Source organism: Anaerofilum hominis, from assembly GCF_014287275.1.
Taxonomy (GTDB): domain Bacteria; phylum Bacillota; class Clostridia; order Oscillospirales; family Ruminococcaceae; genus Pygmaiobacter; species Pygmaiobacter hominis.
On sequence record NZ_JACONZ010000002.1, the window covers coordinates 726,736 to 743,594 of the forward strand.

Annotated in this window: 17 protein-coding genes and 1 tRNA gene; 12 read left to right on the forward strand and 6 right to left on the reverse strand. The window is 60.1% G+C overall.

Translation table 11 applies throughout. The annotated features are described in order from the left end of the window. Nucleotides 1-19: 19 nt before the first annotated feature. From H8S23_RS08365 to H8S23_RS08385, 5 genes are read right to left on the reverse strand one after another with little or no spacing between them, the layout of a single operon-like run. Nucleotides 20-514 (reverse strand): hypothetical protein, encoded by a 495-nt coding sequence (locus H8S23_RS08365; RefSeq protein ID WP_186887868.1) that lies wholly within the window; start codon nucleotides 512-514, stop codon nucleotides 20-22. Then, entirely contained in the window at nucleotides 480-905 is a 426-nt protein-coding gene (locus tag H8S23_RS08370; protein ID WP_186887869.1) for a hypothetical protein, read from the reverse strand. Before H8S23_RS08370 ends, H8S23_RS08365 begins: the two co-directional genes overlap by 35 nt. A 38-nt stretch (nucleotides 906-943) precedes the next feature. After that, nucleotides 944-1,690 carry a DUF4367 domain-containing protein gene (locus H8S23_RS08375; RefSeq protein WP_186887870.1) on the reverse strand — a complete coding sequence of 249 codons (747 nt, stop codon included), beginning with the start codon at nucleotides 1,688-1,690 and terminating at the stop codon, nucleotides 944-946. After that, the gene (locus H8S23_RS08380) at nucleotides 1,687-2,259 is read right to left on the reverse strand and encodes an RNA polymerase sigma factor (RefSeq protein WP_186887871.1); all 573 of its coding nucleotides are present in this window, start codon (nucleotides 2,257-2,259) and stop codon (nucleotides 1,687-1,689) included. Before H8S23_RS08380 ends, H8S23_RS08375 begins: the two co-directional genes overlap by 4 nt. 19 nt (nucleotides 2,260-2,278) lie before the next feature. Continuing rightward, a complete protein-coding gene (locus tag H8S23_RS08385) occupies nucleotides 2,279-2,623 on the reverse strand; it encodes a helix-turn-helix transcriptional regulator (protein ID WP_186887872.1) in 345 nt (114 codons plus the stop codon). 719 nt (nucleotides 2,624-3,342) lie between these two features. On the opposite strand from H8S23_RS08385, the gene H8S23_RS08390 reads away from it, so the two are divergent. From H8S23_RS08390 to H8S23_RS08435, 10 genes are all read left to right on the forward strand, one after another. Next, nucleotides 3,343-4,356, forward strand: a complete 1,014-nt coding sequence (locus H8S23_RS08390) for a LacI family DNA-binding transcriptional regulator (protein ID WP_186887873.1) — start codon at nucleotides 3,343-3,345, stop codon at nucleotides 4,354-4,356. Continuing rightward, nucleotides 4,356-5,282 (forward strand): ribokinase, encoded by a 927-nt coding sequence (rbsK, locus tag H8S23_RS08395; RefSeq protein WP_186887874.1) that lies wholly within the window; start codon nucleotides 4,356-4,358, stop codon nucleotides 5,280-5,282. Before H8S23_RS08390 ends, rbsK begins: the two co-directional genes overlap by 1 nt. 81 nt (nucleotides 5,283-5,363) lie before the next feature. Next, nucleotides 5,364-5,759, forward strand: coding sequence for a D-ribose pyranase (rbsD, locus tag H8S23_RS08400; protein ID WP_186887875.1), 396 nt, complete (start codon nucleotides 5,364-5,366; stop codon nucleotides 5,757-5,759). A 75-nt stretch (nucleotides 5,760-5,834) separates the two neighbouring features. Further along, on the forward strand, nucleotides 5,835-6,833 hold the full coding sequence (locus H8S23_RS08405; protein ID WP_186887876.1) for a sugar ABC transporter substrate-binding protein: 999 nt from the start codon (nucleotides 5,835-5,837) through the stop codon (nucleotides 6,831-6,833). A gap of 166 nt (nucleotides 6,834-6,999) precedes the next feature. After that, entirely contained in the window at nucleotides 7,000-8,499 is a 1,500-nt protein-coding gene (locus tag H8S23_RS08410) for a sugar ABC transporter ATP-binding protein (RefSeq protein WP_186887877.1), read from the forward strand. Next, nucleotides 8,496-9,458, forward strand: a complete 963-nt coding sequence (locus H8S23_RS08415; protein WP_186887878.1) for an ABC transporter permease — start codon at nucleotides 8,496-8,498, stop codon at nucleotides 9,456-9,458. The genes H8S23_RS08410 and H8S23_RS08415 overlap by 4 nt, the downstream gene beginning before the upstream one ends. Nucleotides 9,459-9,544: 86 nt before the next feature. Next, the gene (locus H8S23_RS08420) at nucleotides 9,545-10,291 is read left to right on the forward strand and encodes a ThuA domain-containing protein (RefSeq protein WP_186887879.1); all 747 of its coding nucleotides are present in this window, start codon (nucleotides 9,545-9,547) and stop codon (nucleotides 10,289-10,291) included. Between the two features lie 106 nt (nucleotides 10,292-10,397). Then, nucleotides 10,398-11,396, forward strand: coding sequence for a zinc-dependent alcohol dehydrogenase (locus H8S23_RS08425; RefSeq protein ID WP_186887880.1), 999 nt, complete (start codon nucleotides 10,398-10,400; stop codon nucleotides 11,394-11,396). A 74-nt stretch (nucleotides 11,397-11,470) separates the two neighbouring features. Continuing rightward, the gene (locus H8S23_RS08430; protein WP_186887881.1) at nucleotides 11,471-12,328 is read left to right on the forward strand and encodes a hypothetical protein; all 858 of its coding nucleotides are present in this window, start codon (nucleotides 11,471-11,473) and stop codon (nucleotides 12,326-12,328) included. A gap of 14 nt (nucleotides 12,329-12,342) precedes the next feature. Then, entirely contained in the window at nucleotides 12,343-13,599 is a 1,257-nt protein-coding gene (locus H8S23_RS08435; RefSeq protein WP_186887882.1) for an MFS transporter, read from the forward strand. A gap of 601 nt (nucleotides 13,600-14,200) precedes the next feature. Here H8S23_RS08435 and H8S23_RS08440 read toward each other — a convergent pair. Further along, nucleotides 14,201-14,287: transfer RNA gene (locus tag H8S23_RS08440), tRNA-Leu, on the reverse strand. A 301-nt stretch (nucleotides 14,288-14,588) separates the two neighbouring features. On the opposite strand from H8S23_RS08440, the gene H8S23_RS08445 reads away from it, so the two are divergent. Continuing rightward, nucleotides 14,589-14,990: a hypothetical protein gene (locus H8S23_RS08445; protein WP_186887883.1), complete on the forward strand. Its 402-nt coding sequence runs from the start codon at nucleotides 14,589-14,591 to the stop codon at nucleotides 14,988-14,990. A gap of 281 nt (nucleotides 14,991-15,271) precedes the next feature. Continuing rightward, a complete protein-coding gene (locus H8S23_RS08450) occupies nucleotides 15,272-16,648 on the forward strand; it encodes an MATE family efflux transporter (protein WP_186887884.1) in 1,377 nt (458 codons plus the stop codon). The last annotated feature ends 211 nt before the right edge of the window (nucleotides 16,649-16,859 follow it).

Genomic DNA, 16,859 nt, shown 5'->3' on the forward strand with positions numbered 1-16,859 from the left:
TCCTATTGTGGAAAATGCCTCATTTTTTGGCCTGTAATTTATCATCTTGGATCCCCCCTTTTTGAGTTTTGGAACGCGGAAAAATAAAAAAACGGTCTTTTGCCGCTCTGGAGAGAGGCTGGCATAGTATAGACAAATCAAAAGACAAAATATGACACGAAAGTGGAGAATTTTTTAAAAAAATTTTGATTTTGCCAGTTTGAAAGCAAAAGAACACAAAAAAGGCAGCCGCGCGGGACGGCTGCCGGAAGAAAAATGAGAGGTGCAGGGAAGAAAAAAGGGACACATCGCCCCGGCGGGAGGGAAATGCGCGGGGAACGCGCAGGGAAACTGCCCCCAGCGCGTCCCGACATTCCGCACCTTCGGCTTCGTCTTTGGCCCCGATGGGCAGAAACGCACGCGGCAGAAAGCCCGGGCGGCAAAAGTGACAAAAAAGGCGCGGCCAAACGGCCGCGCCCGGGCGAACAGAAAAGATTGACTTAGTAATCTTTGATGGGGGAGTAGCCGCTGGCAATCTCCACGCAGACGCCGGTGTTGTTGAACGCATAAAACTCGGCATAGACGCGGTAAGTGCCGCGGGCGACGTAATAAGAGCCGGACAGCAAACAATTAAAATCAGTACTGCTGGCATTGAAAGTTTTGATATCGCTCCAAGTGCCGTTGCTATTATTGTACTTTTGCAGGACCGCTTTGATCCCGGTCGTCACGCCGGGACGGCCCTGGATAACTCCAGTGGCGGTGGCACAACCGAGAGCGTCAATAGAAAGGTTAATAGAAACAGCACCAAAATGGGTATAACGCGGCGTTGCGGTATCCTCGTCAAGGGCAGCGGCGCTCACGGGCGCACAAAGCGTCAACAACAATAAGAGAACGGAAAAACATACACTGACAGACTTTTTTAACATAAAGGGCCTCCTTTTTATATTGGGAAAATTTTCTTTTCCTATGATAACTCTTTTTCATACTTTTTTAAAGACTCGCAAGTGTTCAATAAGTCATTTTGAGAAAGAGAGGACATAACTAAAAAACTATAATCATCTTTGGTCCAGGCGATTGATGTGTCTGTTCCATCACTTCGTATCAAGGCCGCATTGTCGTTTACTGTGTGAGGTTGCAGCTGACCATGTTCATTATCTAAAAATATGGAAACATCAGGACGATTCCATTGTGTAATCGTGATATATCTGTTTTTTCCATCTATGTATTGAGCGATGACAGCTTCTTTCCCTATAGTAACTTTATCCAGTTGAAACCCCTCCGGCAAATAAGTGGGGATGTAGATCGCGTCCCAGCCCTCCGGCAGGTTGGCCAGATCGTACCCCTCGGCCGCGTCGCTGAGCATGACCTTGGTGTGGTCCGACGCTTCGCCCAGCAGAAAGTTCAAAAAGCCCGCCCGCACGGCGCTCACCGTCACAAACGAGGTGGCCGCCAGCCCAAACAGCACCAGCAGCACCGAGGCCGCGGTTTTGAGCGCCCGCCGGTGAAGCTGTACAAACAGCGCGCGCTTTTGGCGGCGGTGTGCCCTTTCTATCCGCCGCAGATATCTTTCCGAGGGCGGAAACGGGTCTTCGGCCGCAGGGGCCGCGTCCATCACCTGCTGGGCCTGCGCCTGCGCCGACTCGATGACCGCGTGCCGCAGCATAAGGTCAAACAGCTCGTCGTCAAAAGAGGACGGTCCCTTGCCGCTCATACCTGACCCTCCTTTTCCCGCAGGTCTTTCAGCTGGCGCTTCAGCAGCTCGCGGCCGCGATGGCACAGCACCGAGACATAATTTTCACTGATGGACAGCGCCTGCGCGATCTCCTTGTCGGACAGCTGCAGGTAAAAGTGCATCACCAGCGGCGTGCGGTACTTTTCCGCCAGACCGTTGACCAGCTCCACCAATTGCTGGTGATCCTCCCGCCGGATGGCCAGTTCCTCCACAGACGCACCCTCGTCGGAAAGCCCGTGGGCGTCCTCAAAAGAAAAGTCCGCCTTGGTGCGGTAGGCGCTGCAGCCCACCAGGTTCTTGGCCTCGTTGGTCACCGCGGCGACGAGATAGCTCACCGCGCGGGGCACGCCGAACTCTTTCAGCCTGCCCGGGTCAGCCGCCAGCAGCCGGCCCACCCGCTCAAAGGCAGTGGCGACGCAATCCTCCGCATCGGATGGGTTGTGTACGATCTTGAGCGCCTTTGAGCGCAGCATCCTCTCGTATCTTTTGAAAAGGTAGACGAACAGATCCCGTTCCTCCGGGTCTGTGAACAGCGACAGAAACAGCAAATCTTCACTCCGCCTTCCTCTAATCCACGCTGACGTCCTCTGCCACGAGAAGCTCGATCATCCGCAGGATCTTGCGCCGCTGCGGATCGCTCGCCTTTTCAGCGCGGGACTTGATGGTGGCGATCAGGTAACTGCCGGCCTCCCGCGTGTCCGCGCCGATCAGGTCGTCCACCGTGCATTCAAAGACCTGGGACATGCGGTACAGGATGCTCAGCGAGGGCCGGTCCTTGCCTGTTTCGATGCGGCTGATATAGGCGGGGGTCACGTCGATGCGCTCGGCCAGATCCGCTTGCCGCCAGTGATTCCGCACCCGCCGGGTCCTGATCTGGGCGCGGAGCTTCTCATAGTCGAGCGTATTGATCATTCTGTTCACCTCCTGAATAAGGTTAACAAGAATGAACTGATCTATAAATGCAGGATAACTTAATTAATTGGCATTAGAGGTAATATTAACAAAGCTTTTTAACTATTTTGCGAAGAAAAAATAGAAAGAACACTTAATTTTTACGGACCCACCCTCCACGGCACCTCAAGCGCAGGATCTCTAAAAAGGCCGTGGCGGGCGCGGTCCTTTCTTTTTGCTCTGCCGCAGCCGGTCGCCGCGGTGGGTGCTGCCACACATTATAGCAATACAACGAGGCAGAATACAAGTGGCGCCCTGACCCCAGCAGGGACAGGGCGCAGAAAATGGAAAAAGTAACAAAAAAGAAACAAAAACGGAAAACTGCCGCCCCCCGCGCTTTTTGCAGGGCGCCGCCGCCGTTTTGGGGGCGCCGGGGCGAAAAAAACGCCGGGACAAAAAGGGCGCAGGGGAAAACTTTTCCCGTCCCGGCGGCGCGCCCCTTACCTTAAAAGACAAAAAGAAAGCCGGAAAATCTGGGCGCAGCGGCGGGCGGATTTGGCGAAATTCCACAGAAAACGGTTATTTGCCCGGGCCTTTTAGCGGTTCTTGGAGGCTGAGCAAAATTACACAAGAGCGATAGTTGATATTTGGACATTAATTTTGTTTACGAAACAAGTTTTCTCAAATAAAGTTAAAACCAACGAAACAAAATGCGATTGGAAACAGGGACAAATAAGAACATGAAAGTAACGATTGAAGAAATTGCAAAGATCGCCGGTGTTTCCAAAGCTACGGTTTCCAGGGTACTGAACGACGTCCCCGAGGGCGTCGGGCCGGAGACCCGGGCGCGGGTGCAGCAGGTCATCGAGAAGATGAACTACTCCACCGACCGCTCCAGCTTCATGACACGCACGATGCGTTCCAGAAGCATCGCGCTGGTGCTGCCGGACATCACCAACCCGTTTTTTGCGGATATCGCCAAGGCCGTCGAGGCGCGGGCCAAGCAGGCGGATTACATCACCATCCTGGCCAACACGGATTTTTCCGAGCGCAACGAGATCAAATACCTGGCAAGTCTGGTGGCGAAAAAAATCGACGGCATCATCCTGGTACCCTCCGGGGTCCATACCAGAAACGAGCATCTGACGCCGGAAAAGTACGGCATCCCGATGATCCTGCTGGACCGCAATCTCGCGGGCGATCACGATTGGCTGGGCGTCTACTCCGACAACGAGTACGCGTCGTTCCGCTCCTGTGAGACGCTGATCAACAACGGCTCGGACCGCATCGCGTTTTTGTCCGGCCCACTGGGGGTCTCCACCAGCACCGAGCGGCTGGACGGCTACAAGCTGGCCCTCAAGCAATACGGCAGCGGCTACGACCCGCATCTGGTCAAGTATGGCGACTACACGGTGGAGAGCGGCTACAAAGCGGTGATCGAGCTGGAGCGGGCCGGCGAAAAGTATTCGGCCATTCTGGCGGCGAACGATATGATGGCGCTGGGGGCGCTGAACGCTCTCAAGGAGCTGTCCTACAAGGTGCCGGAAGAGGTCGAGCTGATCGGCTTTGACAATATCAGCTTTTCCAAATATTTTGATCCGCCCCTGTCCACGATCCAGCAGCCGACGGTGGAGATGGGGGTCAGGGCGGCGGAGATGCTTCTCAGCCTGATCGGCGGGCAGACGGTCACCGAAAGCGTGCGGCTGCAGCCCAAGATCCTGATGAGAAAAACGACCAAAGTGAGGAGTACATGATGAAAAAAATACTTGTGGCCGGCAGCTCGAATATCGATTTTGTGCTTCGCGTCACCGAGATGCCCCGCAAGGGCGAAACGGTGCGGGCAAAGTCTTTCAGCAAGGTGCCGGGGGGCAAGGGGGCCAACCAGGCCTGCGCCTGCGGCAAGCTGGGCGGCGACTGCACCTTTCTGAGCGCCGTGGGCACCGACGGGCTGGGGGACATCGTTCTGGACAGCCTGCGGGCCGCCGGGGTAAAGGTGGACAAGGTGCTCTGCGACAAAGAGGCGCCCACGGGCATGGCGGTCATCTCGGTGAACGACGAGGGAGAAAACAGCATCATGGTGGTGCCCGGCGCAAACGCCGTTTGCGGCACAGCCTATTTTGAGGCCAACCGGGAGAGCCTGGCGGCGGCGGATATCGTGCTGGCCCAGCTCGAGACCCCGGCGCAGGATATCTACCGCCTGCTGGAAGAGGCCAAACAGGCGGGCAAGACCACCGTACTTAACCCGGCTCCGGCGCCGGACGATATCCCGGACGCCGTGCTGCGGGGGCTGGACTTCATCACCCCCAACGAGACCGAACTGGAAAAACTCACCGGCATGAAAACCGGCACCGTGCCCGAGATCACCGCCGCGGCCAGAAGCCTGCGGGACAGGGGCGTGCGCAACGTGCTGGTGACCATCGGCCCCAGGGGCGCGCTGCTGTGCGGCGAAGCGGGGGAAAAGATCTACCCCACCTTTGACGCCCAGCGGGTGGACACCACGGCCGCGGGGGACACCTTCAACGCGGGCCTTGTGGTGGGCCTGGCGGAGGGGATGGCGCTGGAACAGGCCATCCGGCTGGCAAACGCCGCCGCCGCCATCTCGATCACCCGCAAGGGGGCGCAGACCTCGATCCCCACCAGGGAAGAGGCGGAACAACTGATGGATTCAACGCGTGACTGATCAACACGCTTGGATAAAGCCGGCCCCGGCAAAGGGCGAAAGCCCGCCGGGGCGGGCGGATGAAAGACGAGGAGGTGAAGCATGAAACGCGATAGACTACTGAACCGGGAGATCATCTCGGAGGTCGCCGCGCTGGGTCATACCGAGTACATGTGCATCGCGGACTGCGGCCTGCCGGTCCCCAAGGGGGTCAGGGTGATCGACATCTCGATCACTGCGGGCAAGCCGTCTTTCCTGGAGGTGCTGGACGCGGTGGATGAGGAGCTGGTGGTGGAATCCATCATCCTCGCCGAAGAGATCGACGACAAGAACCAGCCGCTGGCCGCAGAGATGAACAGGCGGTTTGAGGGCAAGCCCATCCGCAAGGTACCTCACGAGGAGTTCAAAAAGCTGACTGAGAAAGCCAAGTGCATCATCAGGACCGGCGAAAACAGCTCTTATGCCAACGTCATCCTGGTTGGCGGGGTAAACTTTTAAATACGGCGTGGAGGGCCGCGGCAGAATGCCGTAAGGCCGGCCCCGCCTCAATAGGGAAAATCAAGGAGGAAAATTATGAAAAAGTTTCTGAGCCTCGTGCTCGCAGCAGCCATGGTCTTTGCGATGACCGCCTGCGGCGGCAGCAACAGCAGCAGCAGTACCCCGGCCGCGGGCGGCAGCAGTGCCGCAACGTCCGGCGCGTCCGGTGAAAAGGTGAAGATCGGCCTGTCCATCGCCGGCCTGACCATGCCGTACTATGTGCGCATGTATGACGGCTTCATGGAAGCCGCTGAGAAAGAGGGCTATGAGGTCGTCTTTGCCGACGGCGGCGCCGACGCCGAGTCCACCGTCAAGGCGGTCGAGGACCTGATCAGCAGCGACATCGACGCGCTGGCCGTTTCCACCAACTACAGCGAGGCGCTGGTCGACAGCTTTGCCAAGTGCAAAGAGCTGGGCATCCCCATCTTCTACATCGGCAACCTGAACCTCATCCCCGAGGCCAAAGAGTTCATGACCTTCTGGGAGGGCACCCGTTCCGACAGCGCCGGTTATCTGGGCGGCGAGTGGGTCGCGCAGTATCTGGACGGCCTGAACTACAAGAAAGATCTGAACATCGTGCAGGTCTCGCTGGTCAGCGACGCGCTGCAGCAGCGCTATGACGGCTTTGTCAAAGGCCTGGAAGAGAACGGCTACACCGTCAACACCATCAACACTGTGGGCGATCTGACCCGTGAAAAATCCCTGTCCGGCTGCGAGGACATGCTGACCGCGCACGACGACATCGACATCTTCTTCGGCACCGCCGGCACCTCTGCCCTGGGCGCCTATGACGCAACCCAGAACGCCGGCCGCACCGAGGTCATGGTCGTCGGCTTCGACGGCGAGGACGAGGAGATCCAGCACATCGACGAGGGCGGCAACTACATCGCCACCGTCTGCCAGCAGCCGGCGCTCGAGTCCGCCGTCACGGTGGAGGCCATCAAGACCGTGCTGGGCGGCGGCACCGTCGAGGGCGGCCACGAGACCCCGGCCATCGTTTACGGCACCGGCGTGGGCTATGTGGAGTCCAAGTAAGACGGACGGCTGAACAACAACATTTGACTTTGATTCGGGTGCGGGGTGACTGCGCGGGCAACACCACACGGTCCGGCGGCGGGACGTATCCGGCCGCGGGCCGCGGGGCGGCCCCCGGGTGCGGGAAAACCGCACCCGAATTAGATTACGGAAAGGAGGGCCCTGGATGGAAGATATCCTGAGGCTCAGAAAAATCAACAAGTCCTTTCCCGGTGTAAAAGCCCTGACAGACGTGGATCTCACCCTGAAAAAGGGCGAAGTCCACGCGCTGGTGGGCGAGAACGGCGCGGGAAAGTCCACGCTGATGAAGACCATCTCCGGGGCCTACAAAAAGGACAGCGGCAGCATCTGGTTCGACGGCAAAGAGGTGGAGGTCACCTCTCCCAAGCAGTCGGAGCTGATGGGCATCTCGATCATCTACCAGGAGCTGAACCTCATCGAGCGCATCACGGTGGCGGAGAACGTCTTTACCGGCCGCTATCCCCTGAAGCACGGCCTTGTGCAGTGGGGCAAGATGACCCGGGACGCACAGGCGCTCTTTGACGAATTTGATCTGAAGATCGACGCAAAGCGGCTGGTGCGCTCGCTGACCATGGCGCAAAAGCAGATGGTGGAGATCATCAAGGCGGTCAGCATCAACGCCAAGGTCATCATCATGGATGAGCCCACTTCTTCCCTCTCCAGCAAAGAGACCGAGTCCCTTTTCCGCATCATCCGCAAGCTGAAAGCGAACGGCGTGGCGGTGGTCTTTATCACCCACCGGCTGGACGAGATCTTTGCGGTGTGCGACCGCATGACGGTGCTGCGCGACGGCCATTACATCGGGGAGCGGGACATCCAGAGCATCACCAAGAGCGAGATGATCGCCATGATGATCGGCCGCGAACTGACCCAGCAGTATCCCGAGCGAAGCAACGAGATCGGCGAGGTGACGCTGGAGGTCAAAAACATCTCCGACGGGGGCAAGCACGTGAACGACGTCTCCTTTTCCGCCCGCCGCGGCGAGGTGCTGGGCTTTTACGGCCTGGTGGGCGCGGGGCGCACCGAGACGATGCGCATGATCTTCGGCGTGGACCCCAAGGCGGGCGGCCAGGTGTTTCTGCACGGCAAGGAGATCCACCTGAAAAGCCCGCGGGACGCCATTGGGCACGGCATCGGCTTCATCACTGAGAACCGGCGCGACGAGGGGCTGTTCCTGCGCTCGTCGGTGCGGGTGAACACGGTCATGGTGGCGCTGGGCAAGATCCTCAGCCACGGTTTCATCAATTACAAAAAGGAGGCGGAGGTGTCCCAGCACTATGTCGACAAGCTGCGCACCGCCACCCCCTCCATCAACCAGAAAGCCATGTTCCTCAGCGGCGGCAACCAGCAGAAGGTCGTTTTGTCCAAATGGCTGTTCTCCGACTCTGAGATCATCATCTTCGACGAGCCGACCCGCGGCATCGACGTGGGCGCCCGCCGCGAGATCTACCAGATCATCAACGACCTGGTGGCCGACGGAAAGACCGTGGTCGTGGTCTCGTCCGACATGGAGGAGATCATGGGGGTCAGCGACCGCATCCTGGTCATGTACGAGGGCAATGTGGCCGGCGAGGTACAGAAAGAGGACTTTTCACAGAGCCTGATCACAGAATACGCTGTAGGAGAAAGGACCCAACCCGTATGAAAGTAAAAAAAGTTTCCAACGTCGCGGCAAAGGTCGCCGACAAGCTGGGCGCATGGATGCTGCTCATCGTCATCGCGGTGATCATGGTCTTCGCCAGCGACAAGTTCCTCACCGTTGACAACCTGCTCAACGTTTTCCGGCAGATCGCGGTGGTCTGCATCGGCGCCATCGGCGTCTCGCTGGTCATCCTAGGCGGCGGCTTCGACCTCAGTACCGGTATGATCGCCACCTTTGCGGGCTGCAACGCGGCCATTTTCATGAAGAGCTTCGGCTGGAACATGTTCGTCGCCATGGCGGTGGCCGTGCTCATCGGCGTGGTCATCGGCACGGCCAACGGCCTGCTCATCACCTATCTCAAGATCCCGCCCTTTATCGGCACTCTGGGCATGCAGTACATCGTCAACGGCATCATCTTCGTCACCACCAAAAGCGTACCCATCACCGGCCTGCCCGACGCGTTTCTCACCCTGGGCCGCGGCTATGTGGCGGACATCATCCCGGTGCCGGTCATCATCATGCTGGTCTTTGTCCTGCTGGGCCACATCCTGCTGAAATACACCACCTTTGGCCGCGCGGTCATCGCCGTGGGCGAGAACGAGACCGCGGCCAAGCTCTCCGGCCTGAACGTCAACCTGGTGAAAGTGGCGATGTACTCGTTCTGCGGCTTCTGCTTCTCCTGCGCGGGCATCGTGCTGGCCGCGCGCCTTTCCTCCGGCCAGCCCAGCTCCGGCGCGGACCTGTCCCTGCAGGGCATCGCGGCCGTGTACATCGGCGGCACGTTCAAGGGCAGCATCATCAACACGCTTGCGGGCGCGCTGGTCTGGGGCTTTATGAACAACGCCCTCAACCTGCTGAACGTCAACGCCTACTGGCAAAAAGTCGCCCTGGGCGTGGTCATCATCTGCGCGGTGCTGTTCGACACTTTCCGGGCCAAGCTGGCGACCAAGAGCCTGGACTGAGTGCTTGTAAGCCGCGGGCGCCCAAAGCCCCGGGGCTGTGCCAAGAGGCCGGCTGCGGCCGCCTCGCCGACAGAAAGGAAGAGACCATGAGCAAAAAGAAAGCGTTTATTTTTTACGGCGGCTGGGAGGGCCACGAGCCCGACCTGGAGAGCGCCCGCTTCAAACGATGGCTGGAAGAGGACGGCTTTGAGGTCACGCGCACCGACACGTTCGAGCGCTGCGATGACCGCGAGTACATGAAGTCTTTCGACCTGATCATCCCCTGCTGGACCCAGGGCGAGATGGCGGACTGGTACTGCTTCGGCATCTCCGAAGCAGTGGCGGCCGGCACCGGCCTGGCGGGCGTCCACGGCGGCATGTGCGATTCGTTCCGCTGGAGCGTGGAATGGCAGTACATGACCGGCAGCCAGTGGGTGTCCCACCCGGGCGACGTCTATCTGCACCACATGTCCAAGCTCTCTGAGGATCATCAGAAATATATCGCTGAAAATTATCCCCAGAACACAGTGCCCGGCGCGTTCCAGCGGGACTACAAGGTGGAGTTCAAAAAGAATTCCTCCTCTCCGATCATCGAGGGGCTGGAAGATTTTATGGTGCATACCGAGCAGTACTATCTGCATGTGGACCCCTGCATCGACGTGCTGGCCACCACCCGCGTCGACTCTAAGGGCGAGCACGCGTCCAACGGCATCGTGGAGATGCCGGTCATCTACACCAAGCACTGGGGCAAGGGGCGCGTGTTCTACAGCTCGCTGGGGCACCAGGACAATATCCTGGAGATCCCGCAGGTGGAGACGTTCACCCGGCGCGGCTTTCTGTGGGCGGCCCGCTGAGGTGCGGACCAACTGAAAAAGACCTGACGTCCCGCGGGCGGCCGGAGCCGCATGGCGCGGCCCCCGCGGACGGCTCGATAAAACAAAATCCGGAGGTGCATTTGCAATGTTGGCAAAAGGCGTATTTGTAGAAGATTATATGAAGCTCTCCATCCGGGAGTATGACGTGCCGGAACCCAAGGCCGGCGAAGTGATGATCAAGACCATGGCCGTGGGCCTGTGCTGCTGGGATTCCTGGCTGTACCGCGGCGTCAACGCGCCGGGCCCGTACCCCTATATCATCGGCCACGAGGGCGTGGGCGTGGTAGAGCGGGTAGGCGAGGGCGTCACCGGGCTCAAGCCGGGCGACAACGTTTCCTGCCTGAGCGGCAACAACGAGATGATGTGCGAGTACTCCACCGTGCCCGCCGCGGGCCTGGTGAAGCTGCCCGACGTGATCGACGACTGGGCGAAGGTCGTCTATGAGCCCGCCTGCTGCGTGACCAACCTGCTCAACATCACCGACGTCCAGCTGGGCGATCACGTGGTGCTGGTGGGCGCGGGCTACATGGGCCTGCAGACCCTGCAGCTGCTGACCCGCGCTTCCCAGGCGGGCCGCATCACCGTCTTTGAGCTGCGGGAGGACCGCCGCAAGATGGCGATGGAGTACGGGAAAGACTTTGGCAACCCCGACTGCTTCCGTGTGCTGGACCCCGAGAGCGAAGAGGGCAAAAAGGCCGTCGCGGATATCATCGCAGCGGGCGGCGCGGACGTCTGCATCGACTTCGGCGCTTCCGACTCCGGCTTCCATCTCGCCGATTCCATGACCCGTCAGGCCGGCAAGCTGACCATCGGCTCGTTCCACCGCAGCGACGTGACCTTCAATGGCACGAAGTGGCACCTGGGCGGCCTGTATGTCTACAACCTGGCCCCGATGAGCAACCCGCACTTCAAAGAGATGTGCCCGCGCTGCTATTCGATGATCGAGCGCGGCGTGCTGGAGCCGGGCAAGCTGGTCACCCACACCGCCTATTTCGAGGACATGGAAGCGATGGACAATATGTTCCAGCGCGCGTGCGATAAGGGCGACAATTACATGAAGGGCGCTATCCTCTTCTACAAATAAGCAGATTTGAGATCAACAAGAGTGCGCCTCCCGCGCACTCTTGTTGATTCAATTTTGTCTGATCGGAGGAAGTTATGAGCAAGGAGTTTCCCCGCACGCAAGTGGCGGGAATATCGCTGCCGAGGCTGGTCATCGGCTGCAACTGGATCTCCGGGTTCAGCCACCAGGGCCCGGCAAAGGACGCGCTGATCCTGCAAAAACACAGCGGGCCCGAAAGCGTGGCCGACATCTTTGAGACCTTTTTGAACAACGGCGTGGACGCCTGCCTGGGCCTGTTCGAGGTGGATAAAGACCTGCACACATCGGTGCTGATGGCGCAGGAGCGCACCGGCAGGGAAATGATCATGATGGACGAGCCGGTGCTCAACATGGACGACAACCCCATGGCGCGCATGGAGGCCGAGGCGGAGATCAAAAAGTGCGCCCGCCGGGGCGCAAAGTTCTGCCTGCCGCTGCACTCCTGCGTGGAGCAGCTGCTGAACAAGAACACCAAGACCATCAACCGGCTGCCCGATTATCTGGCGATGATCCGCAGCGCGGGCATGATCCCGGGGCTGTCCGCCCACATGCCGGAGGTCATCCAGTACGCCGACCTCAACGACTATGACGTGGAGACCTATATCCAGCTTTACAACTGTATGGGCTTTTTGATGCAGGTGGAGATCGAGAGCGTGGCAAAGATCATCCACAGCGCGAAAAAACCGGTGCTGACCATCAAGCCCTGCGCGGCGGGCCGCACCACCCCGTATGTGGGGCTGAATTTCGCGTTCAACACCATTCGGGAACAGGACATGGTGTGCATCGGCTGCTTCAACGCGGACGAGGCGGAAGAGGACATCGAATACGCCCGTGCGGCGATCGAGAGGAGGCTGCCGGATATCCGCCCGAGAAGCAGCCCCTTTGCCTCCAGCATTATAAAGGGCGAGGTGTGAAGACGAGGTAAACTATGAAGAAGAAAAAGATACATTACGCATGGGTGGTGTTCGCCAGCTGCATCCTGCTGAAGATGGGCCTGGGCGGCGCGGTCATGTGCATCGCGGGCAACTTTGTGACGCCGGTGGTGGCGGAGCTGGGCTGCCAGGTCAGCCAGTTCACCATGCTGGTGAGCGTGGAGGCGGCCGCGATGGCGCTGATGTACACCACGGCCGCCAAGGTGCTGACCACCCGCAGGATCGGCAGGGTGATGGGGATCGCCGCCCTGGCCGAGGTGGCCGGCATCGCGCTGATGGCCACTTACAGATCGGTCTGGATGTTCTACCTCTCCGGCGCCATCGTGGGCGTCGGGGTGGCGTTCACCGGCTTTGTGGCGATCCCCATCGTGGTCAACATGTGGTTCCGCAAAAAGGCGGGCACGGTGCTGGGCATCATCGTGGCGGCGGAGGGGATCTCCACCGTTCTGTTCACCCTCATCACCGCCCAGCTGATCGTGGGCCTGGGTTGGCGGATGGCCTATGTGGTGATGGCCGCCGTCTGCCTTGTGGTGTCGGTGCCGGCGCTGTTCCTGTTTGTCAAGAGCCCCGAGGAGGCTGGATGCGAGCCTTACGGCAGCGACGAGGCCGCAGCCGCGGCGGAGACCGCCGCCCCCGCCGCCCCCGAATGGGGCCTCACCCGCAGGCAGGCGCTGCGCAGCCCGGTGTTCTATATGGTGTGGATCACCTGCATGCTCTACAGCGTGGGCTGCGGCGTACAGCAGTACATCGCCAATTTTTCCACCATGGAGCTGGGGCAGAGCATCCCTTACGGCGCGACTGCCGCCATGTGCATGAGCCTTGGCTGTGTGGCAAGCAGCGTCATCCTTGGCTATGTCAACGACAGATTCGGCGTCAGGGCCGGGCTGGGCTGGGGGGCGCTGTTCATCCTGCTGGGTTACGGCGGCATGCTCTACAGCATCTCGAACCCCGGCTTTGTGATCCCCTCCGCCCTGCTGGTGGGCCTTGGCGGCAGCATGTACACGGTGCAGTGCCCGCTGCTGGCCCGCACCGCGCTGGGCAGCAGGGACTATTCCTCCATCTGGTCGGTCATGATGACGGGCAACAGTCTGGTGGGGGCGTTCACGTTCTCATCCATCGGCCTGTTCTATGACGTGGGCGGCAGCTATAAGGGCGCGTTCCTGATGGCCATGGGCCTGTATGTGGGGGCGTTCGTCCTCGGCTCGGCGGCCGTCGGCCTGGGCAAAAAGCTGGTGCAGCGCGCGCAGGCATGAGCCGTCTGTGCCTGCGTCAGGGCCCATGTCGTTTTTGAGGGCGCCCTGCGCAGAAAAAACGGCGGAGACAGTGACATCGATTTCCAAGCTCCCGGGCGGCCGGACAGCCGCCCGGGAGCTTTTTATCTGCGGGGGATTTTCAGCCGGGCGAAAGCGGCGGGGCGGGGAGAGCAACGCAAAAGCCGGCTCCCGTTGGCTGTTCCGGCGCGGGACAGGGGGGCGGAACCGCGGCTGTTCCGCACGCGGCGGAGGGGGAGAAAAAGGGGAGCGGTGGTGTCCCTGCGGCGGCGTTTTTGGTGCGTCCTGCTGCGCGACGTCTGCCGGCAGGCGGCGGGACGGGGAGGCCGGAGCCGCCGCAATCAAAAAGCGCACTTCACAGCGTGAAGTGCGCACCCCGGCCGCGGGCGCGGCCCAACGGACGGGAAGATCAGAGCCGATGTTTTCCCCGCAGTGAAAAAAAGCCGCCCGCAGGGCGGCCCCCAGACCGGGACCCGGCGCAGCGGTCCCGACTAGGAGAGGAAGAATAAGGAGGCGGATGGAGGACGCCTTTGCCCCCGCAGGCATAAAAAGACGCCGGAGCAAAGTTTACTTTGCTCCGGCGTGGTGCCGGTAGCCGGGGTCGAACCGGCACGGTATCGCTACCAACGGATTTTGAGTCCGTCACGTCTGCCAATTCCATCATACCGGCACATTTTTAAGACCATATTATTATATCGGATGTGCGGCGGAAAATCAAGGGTGGGATCAAAAGTCCCGTTTGCCCGCAGCGCTGCCGGCCCGGATGAGGATGATCTTGCCCCGCTGTATTGAAAAAAAACGCCCGGATATGGTAAAATAACAACTTCTCAGCGGAAGATCAAATTTAAAATTCAGCACAGTTTTTTCTTTGGGTGAAGCGGGGAGGATAAACCTTTCAAGGAAGCCCGGGAAAAAACTTTTGAATTGCCGGCGGGGCGAAGAAGCGCCGGCAGGAATGGGAGGATGCCGTCATGAAAAAACAGATCGCATTCGTTTTAGTCCTGGTGCTTGCCCTGTCCGCAGTGGGCTGCGGCAGGCAGGTACAGGCCGGCGATGTCGCGGGGAAAAGCTATGTCTATGAAAAGGAGGGCTTTGGCGGGGATTTCACCATCACGATCGGGGAGGACGGCTCTTTTCAATATTACGAGGGGCTTTTGAGCAGTTATATCGGAAACGGGACCTGGCAGCTGGACGAAGACGTTCTGATCCTGACAGAGGATGCGCAGGCGGGACGCGATGCAGTGAACCGCTTTAAAGTGCGCGGGGGAGCTCTTGTCTTTCAGGAAGAAAACTCCGGCAATTTCCTCTATGTAAAGGTGGCTGACGGGGAACGGTTCGCTGAAACGGACGCGCCCGGGCCCGACCGCCCGTAACGGTCGGCGGCCGGCCGCAAGGCGGGCAAAGGCAGACTGTCTGAAAAGGGCTGCCTCTGGCGCTGTGCGGGCCGTCTTTTCCTCCCGTTTGACGGCCGCACCGGGAGAAAGGGACAAAGCGGCGCAGAAGACAGGAAAAAGGCGGGCGGCTGCCGCGGCGGCGCGGAACTTTACAAGTCGGGCGCCGCCGTGATAGGATAGAGCTGGCCGCCGGCGGCGGCGGCCTCCGGCCCGGGAAAGGCCGGGGAGACAATCGGCAATCAGCAAGGGAAAGGTGCAAGTTGGAACAAAAACAGAGTTTCTTTGTAAAGGACAAGCAGTTCTACAGATCGGTGGCGGCCATCGCCATCCCCATCGCGCTGCAGAACATCATCAGCTTTGGGGTCAACATCATGGACAGCGTCATGCTGGGCAGCCTGGGGGATATCGCCATCTCGGGGGCCTCGCTGGGCGGCCAGCCGTTTTTTATTTTGATGATGTTCAGCTTTGGGCTGTCCTCCGGCGGCGGCGTGCTCATCGCCCAGTACTGGGGCAAAAAGGATCTGGACGCGGCGCGGCGGGTGATGAGCATCTCGATGCGGCTGGTGCTGATCATCTCGGTCATTTTCACCGCGGTGTCGCTGGCTTTTCCGCGCCAGCTCATGGGGCTGTTCTCCCATGAAGAGGCGGTGGTGGAGGCCGCCAGCAGCTACCTGTTCGTGCTGGCGTTCAGCTATATCTTTTTCGCGGTGTCCAGCAACTATATCATGAGCCTGCGCGCGGTGGAGCAGGTGAAGGTATCGGCCGTGATCTACGGCATCTCGTTTTTCGTCAACGTGTTTTTCAACTACTGCTTCATTTTCGGCAAGTTCGGTTTTCCGCGCATGGAGGTCGCAGGCGCGGCGGTGGGCACGATCTTTGCCCGCGTGTCAGAGTTTATCATGGTGCTGATCTACATGGCGCTTTTTGAAAAACGGGTCAGGTTCAAGCCGCGGCACCTGCTGTCCTTTGACCGGGGGCTGCTGCCGGACTACATCCGCCACGCGCTGCCGGTGGTGGGCAACGAGGTGCTGTGGGGGCTGGGCGCAGCGGCGACCAATCTGGTGATCGGGCGCATCGGCTCCAGCTTTGTGGCGGCAAACAGCATTGCAAACGTCATGAACCAGCTGTGCGGCGTCTTTATCTTCGGCGTCGCCAACGCGGCTGCGGTGCTCACCGGCAAGGCCATCGGGCAGGGCAAAAGCGGCCACGCGCAGCAGACGGCCCAGACCCTGTGGGCCATGTCCTTTGGGGTGGGGGCGTTCAGCTGTCTGGTGCTGCTGGCCCTGCGCGGCCCGGTGATGAAAATTTACAATGTCACGCCGGAAGCGCATGCCGCCGCGACCTCCATCCTCACCGTGCTGGCTGTGCTGCAGCTGTGTTTTGCGCCGGACATCACCAATATCGTCGGCATCCTGCGGGGAGGCGGGGACACCCGCACCGCCTTTTTGTTTGACTGCGGCGGCCTGTGGCTGATCGGGGTGCCGCTGGGCATCCTCACCGGTCTGGTGCTGCGGCTGCCCGCGCCCATTGTATTCCTGTGCATGAAAATGGATTCGCCGGTAAAGCTGGTGCTGGGGTCGGTGCGCATGTTTTCGGGCAAGTGGATCCGCAACGTCACGCGGGCGGAAGAGGGCTAGCGCGCTGCAGCGCCCTGCGGCCGGCCTTTGGCCGCGGGGGAAAGGGCGATACAAAACGGCGTGCGGCCGGCGGCGGTTCCCGGCGGCGGTCCCCGGCGTCCGGCTGCCCGCTGCGCGCGGGCAGGCGCGTTTTGTCCGGCCTTTTTCGTCCGGTTTCAGCAAAAAGAGGATCCTGTGGGGCATCGACGTCTGGGCTGCAGGCGTTTTGCCC

What these genes read in the sequence shown, in the direction of transcription:
- H8S23_RS08385 (WP_186887872.1), bottom strand. Translation starts at nt 2,623, where the DNA reads ATGATCAATACGCTCGACTATGAGAAGCTCCGCGCCCAGATCAGGACC.
- H8S23_RS08435 (WP_186887882.1), top strand. Translation starts at nt 12,343, where the DNA reads ATGAAGAAGAAAAAGATACATTACGCATGGGTGGTGTTCGCCAGCTGC.
- H8S23_RS08430 (WP_186887881.1), top strand. Translation starts at nt 11,471, where the DNA reads ATGAGCAAGGAGTTTCCCCGCACGCAAGTGGCGGGAATATCGCTGCCG.
- H8S23_RS08445 (WP_186887883.1), top strand. Translation starts at nt 14,589, where the DNA reads ATGAAAAAACAGATCGCATTCGTTTTAGTCCTGGTGCTTGCCCTGTCC.
- rbsD (WP_186887875.1), top strand. Translation starts at nt 5,364, where the DNA reads ATGAAACGCGATAGACTACTGAACCGGGAGATCATCTCGGAGGTCGCC.
- H8S23_RS08405 (WP_186887876.1), top strand. Translation starts at nt 5,835, where the DNA reads ATGAAAAAGTTTCTGAGCCTCGTGCTCGCAGCAGCCATGGTCTTTGCG.
- H8S23_RS08375 (WP_186887870.1), bottom strand. Translation starts at nt 1,690, where the DNA reads ATGAGCGGCAAGGGACCGTCCTCTTTTGACGACGAGCTGTTTGACCTT.
- rbsK (WP_186887874.1), top strand. Translation starts at nt 4,356, where the DNA reads ATGAAAAAAATACTTGTGGCCGGCAGCTCGAATATCGATTTTGTGCTT.
- H8S23_RS08425 (WP_186887880.1), top strand. Translation starts at nt 10,398, where the DNA reads ATGTTGGCAAAAGGCGTATTTGTAGAAGATTATATGAAGCTCTCCATC.
- H8S23_RS08370 (WP_186887869.1), bottom strand. Translation starts at nt 905, where the DNA reads ATGTTAAAAAAGTCTGTCAGTGTATGTTTTTCCGTTCTCTTATTGTTG.
- H8S23_RS08390 (WP_186887873.1), top strand. Translation starts at nt 3,343, where the DNA reads ATGAAAGTAACGATTGAAGAAATTGCAAAGATCGCCGGTGTTTCCAAA.
- H8S23_RS08415 (WP_186887878.1), top strand. Translation starts at nt 8,496, where the DNA reads ATGAAAGTAAAAAAAGTTTCCAACGTCGCGGCAAAGGTCGCCGACAAG.
- H8S23_RS08420 (WP_186887879.1), top strand. Translation starts at nt 9,545, where the DNA reads ATGAGCAAAAAGAAAGCGTTTATTTTTTACGGCGGCTGGGAGGGCCAC.
- H8S23_RS08410 (WP_186887877.1), top strand. Translation starts at nt 7,000, where the DNA reads ATGGAAGATATCCTGAGGCTCAGAAAAATCAACAAGTCCTTTCCCGGT.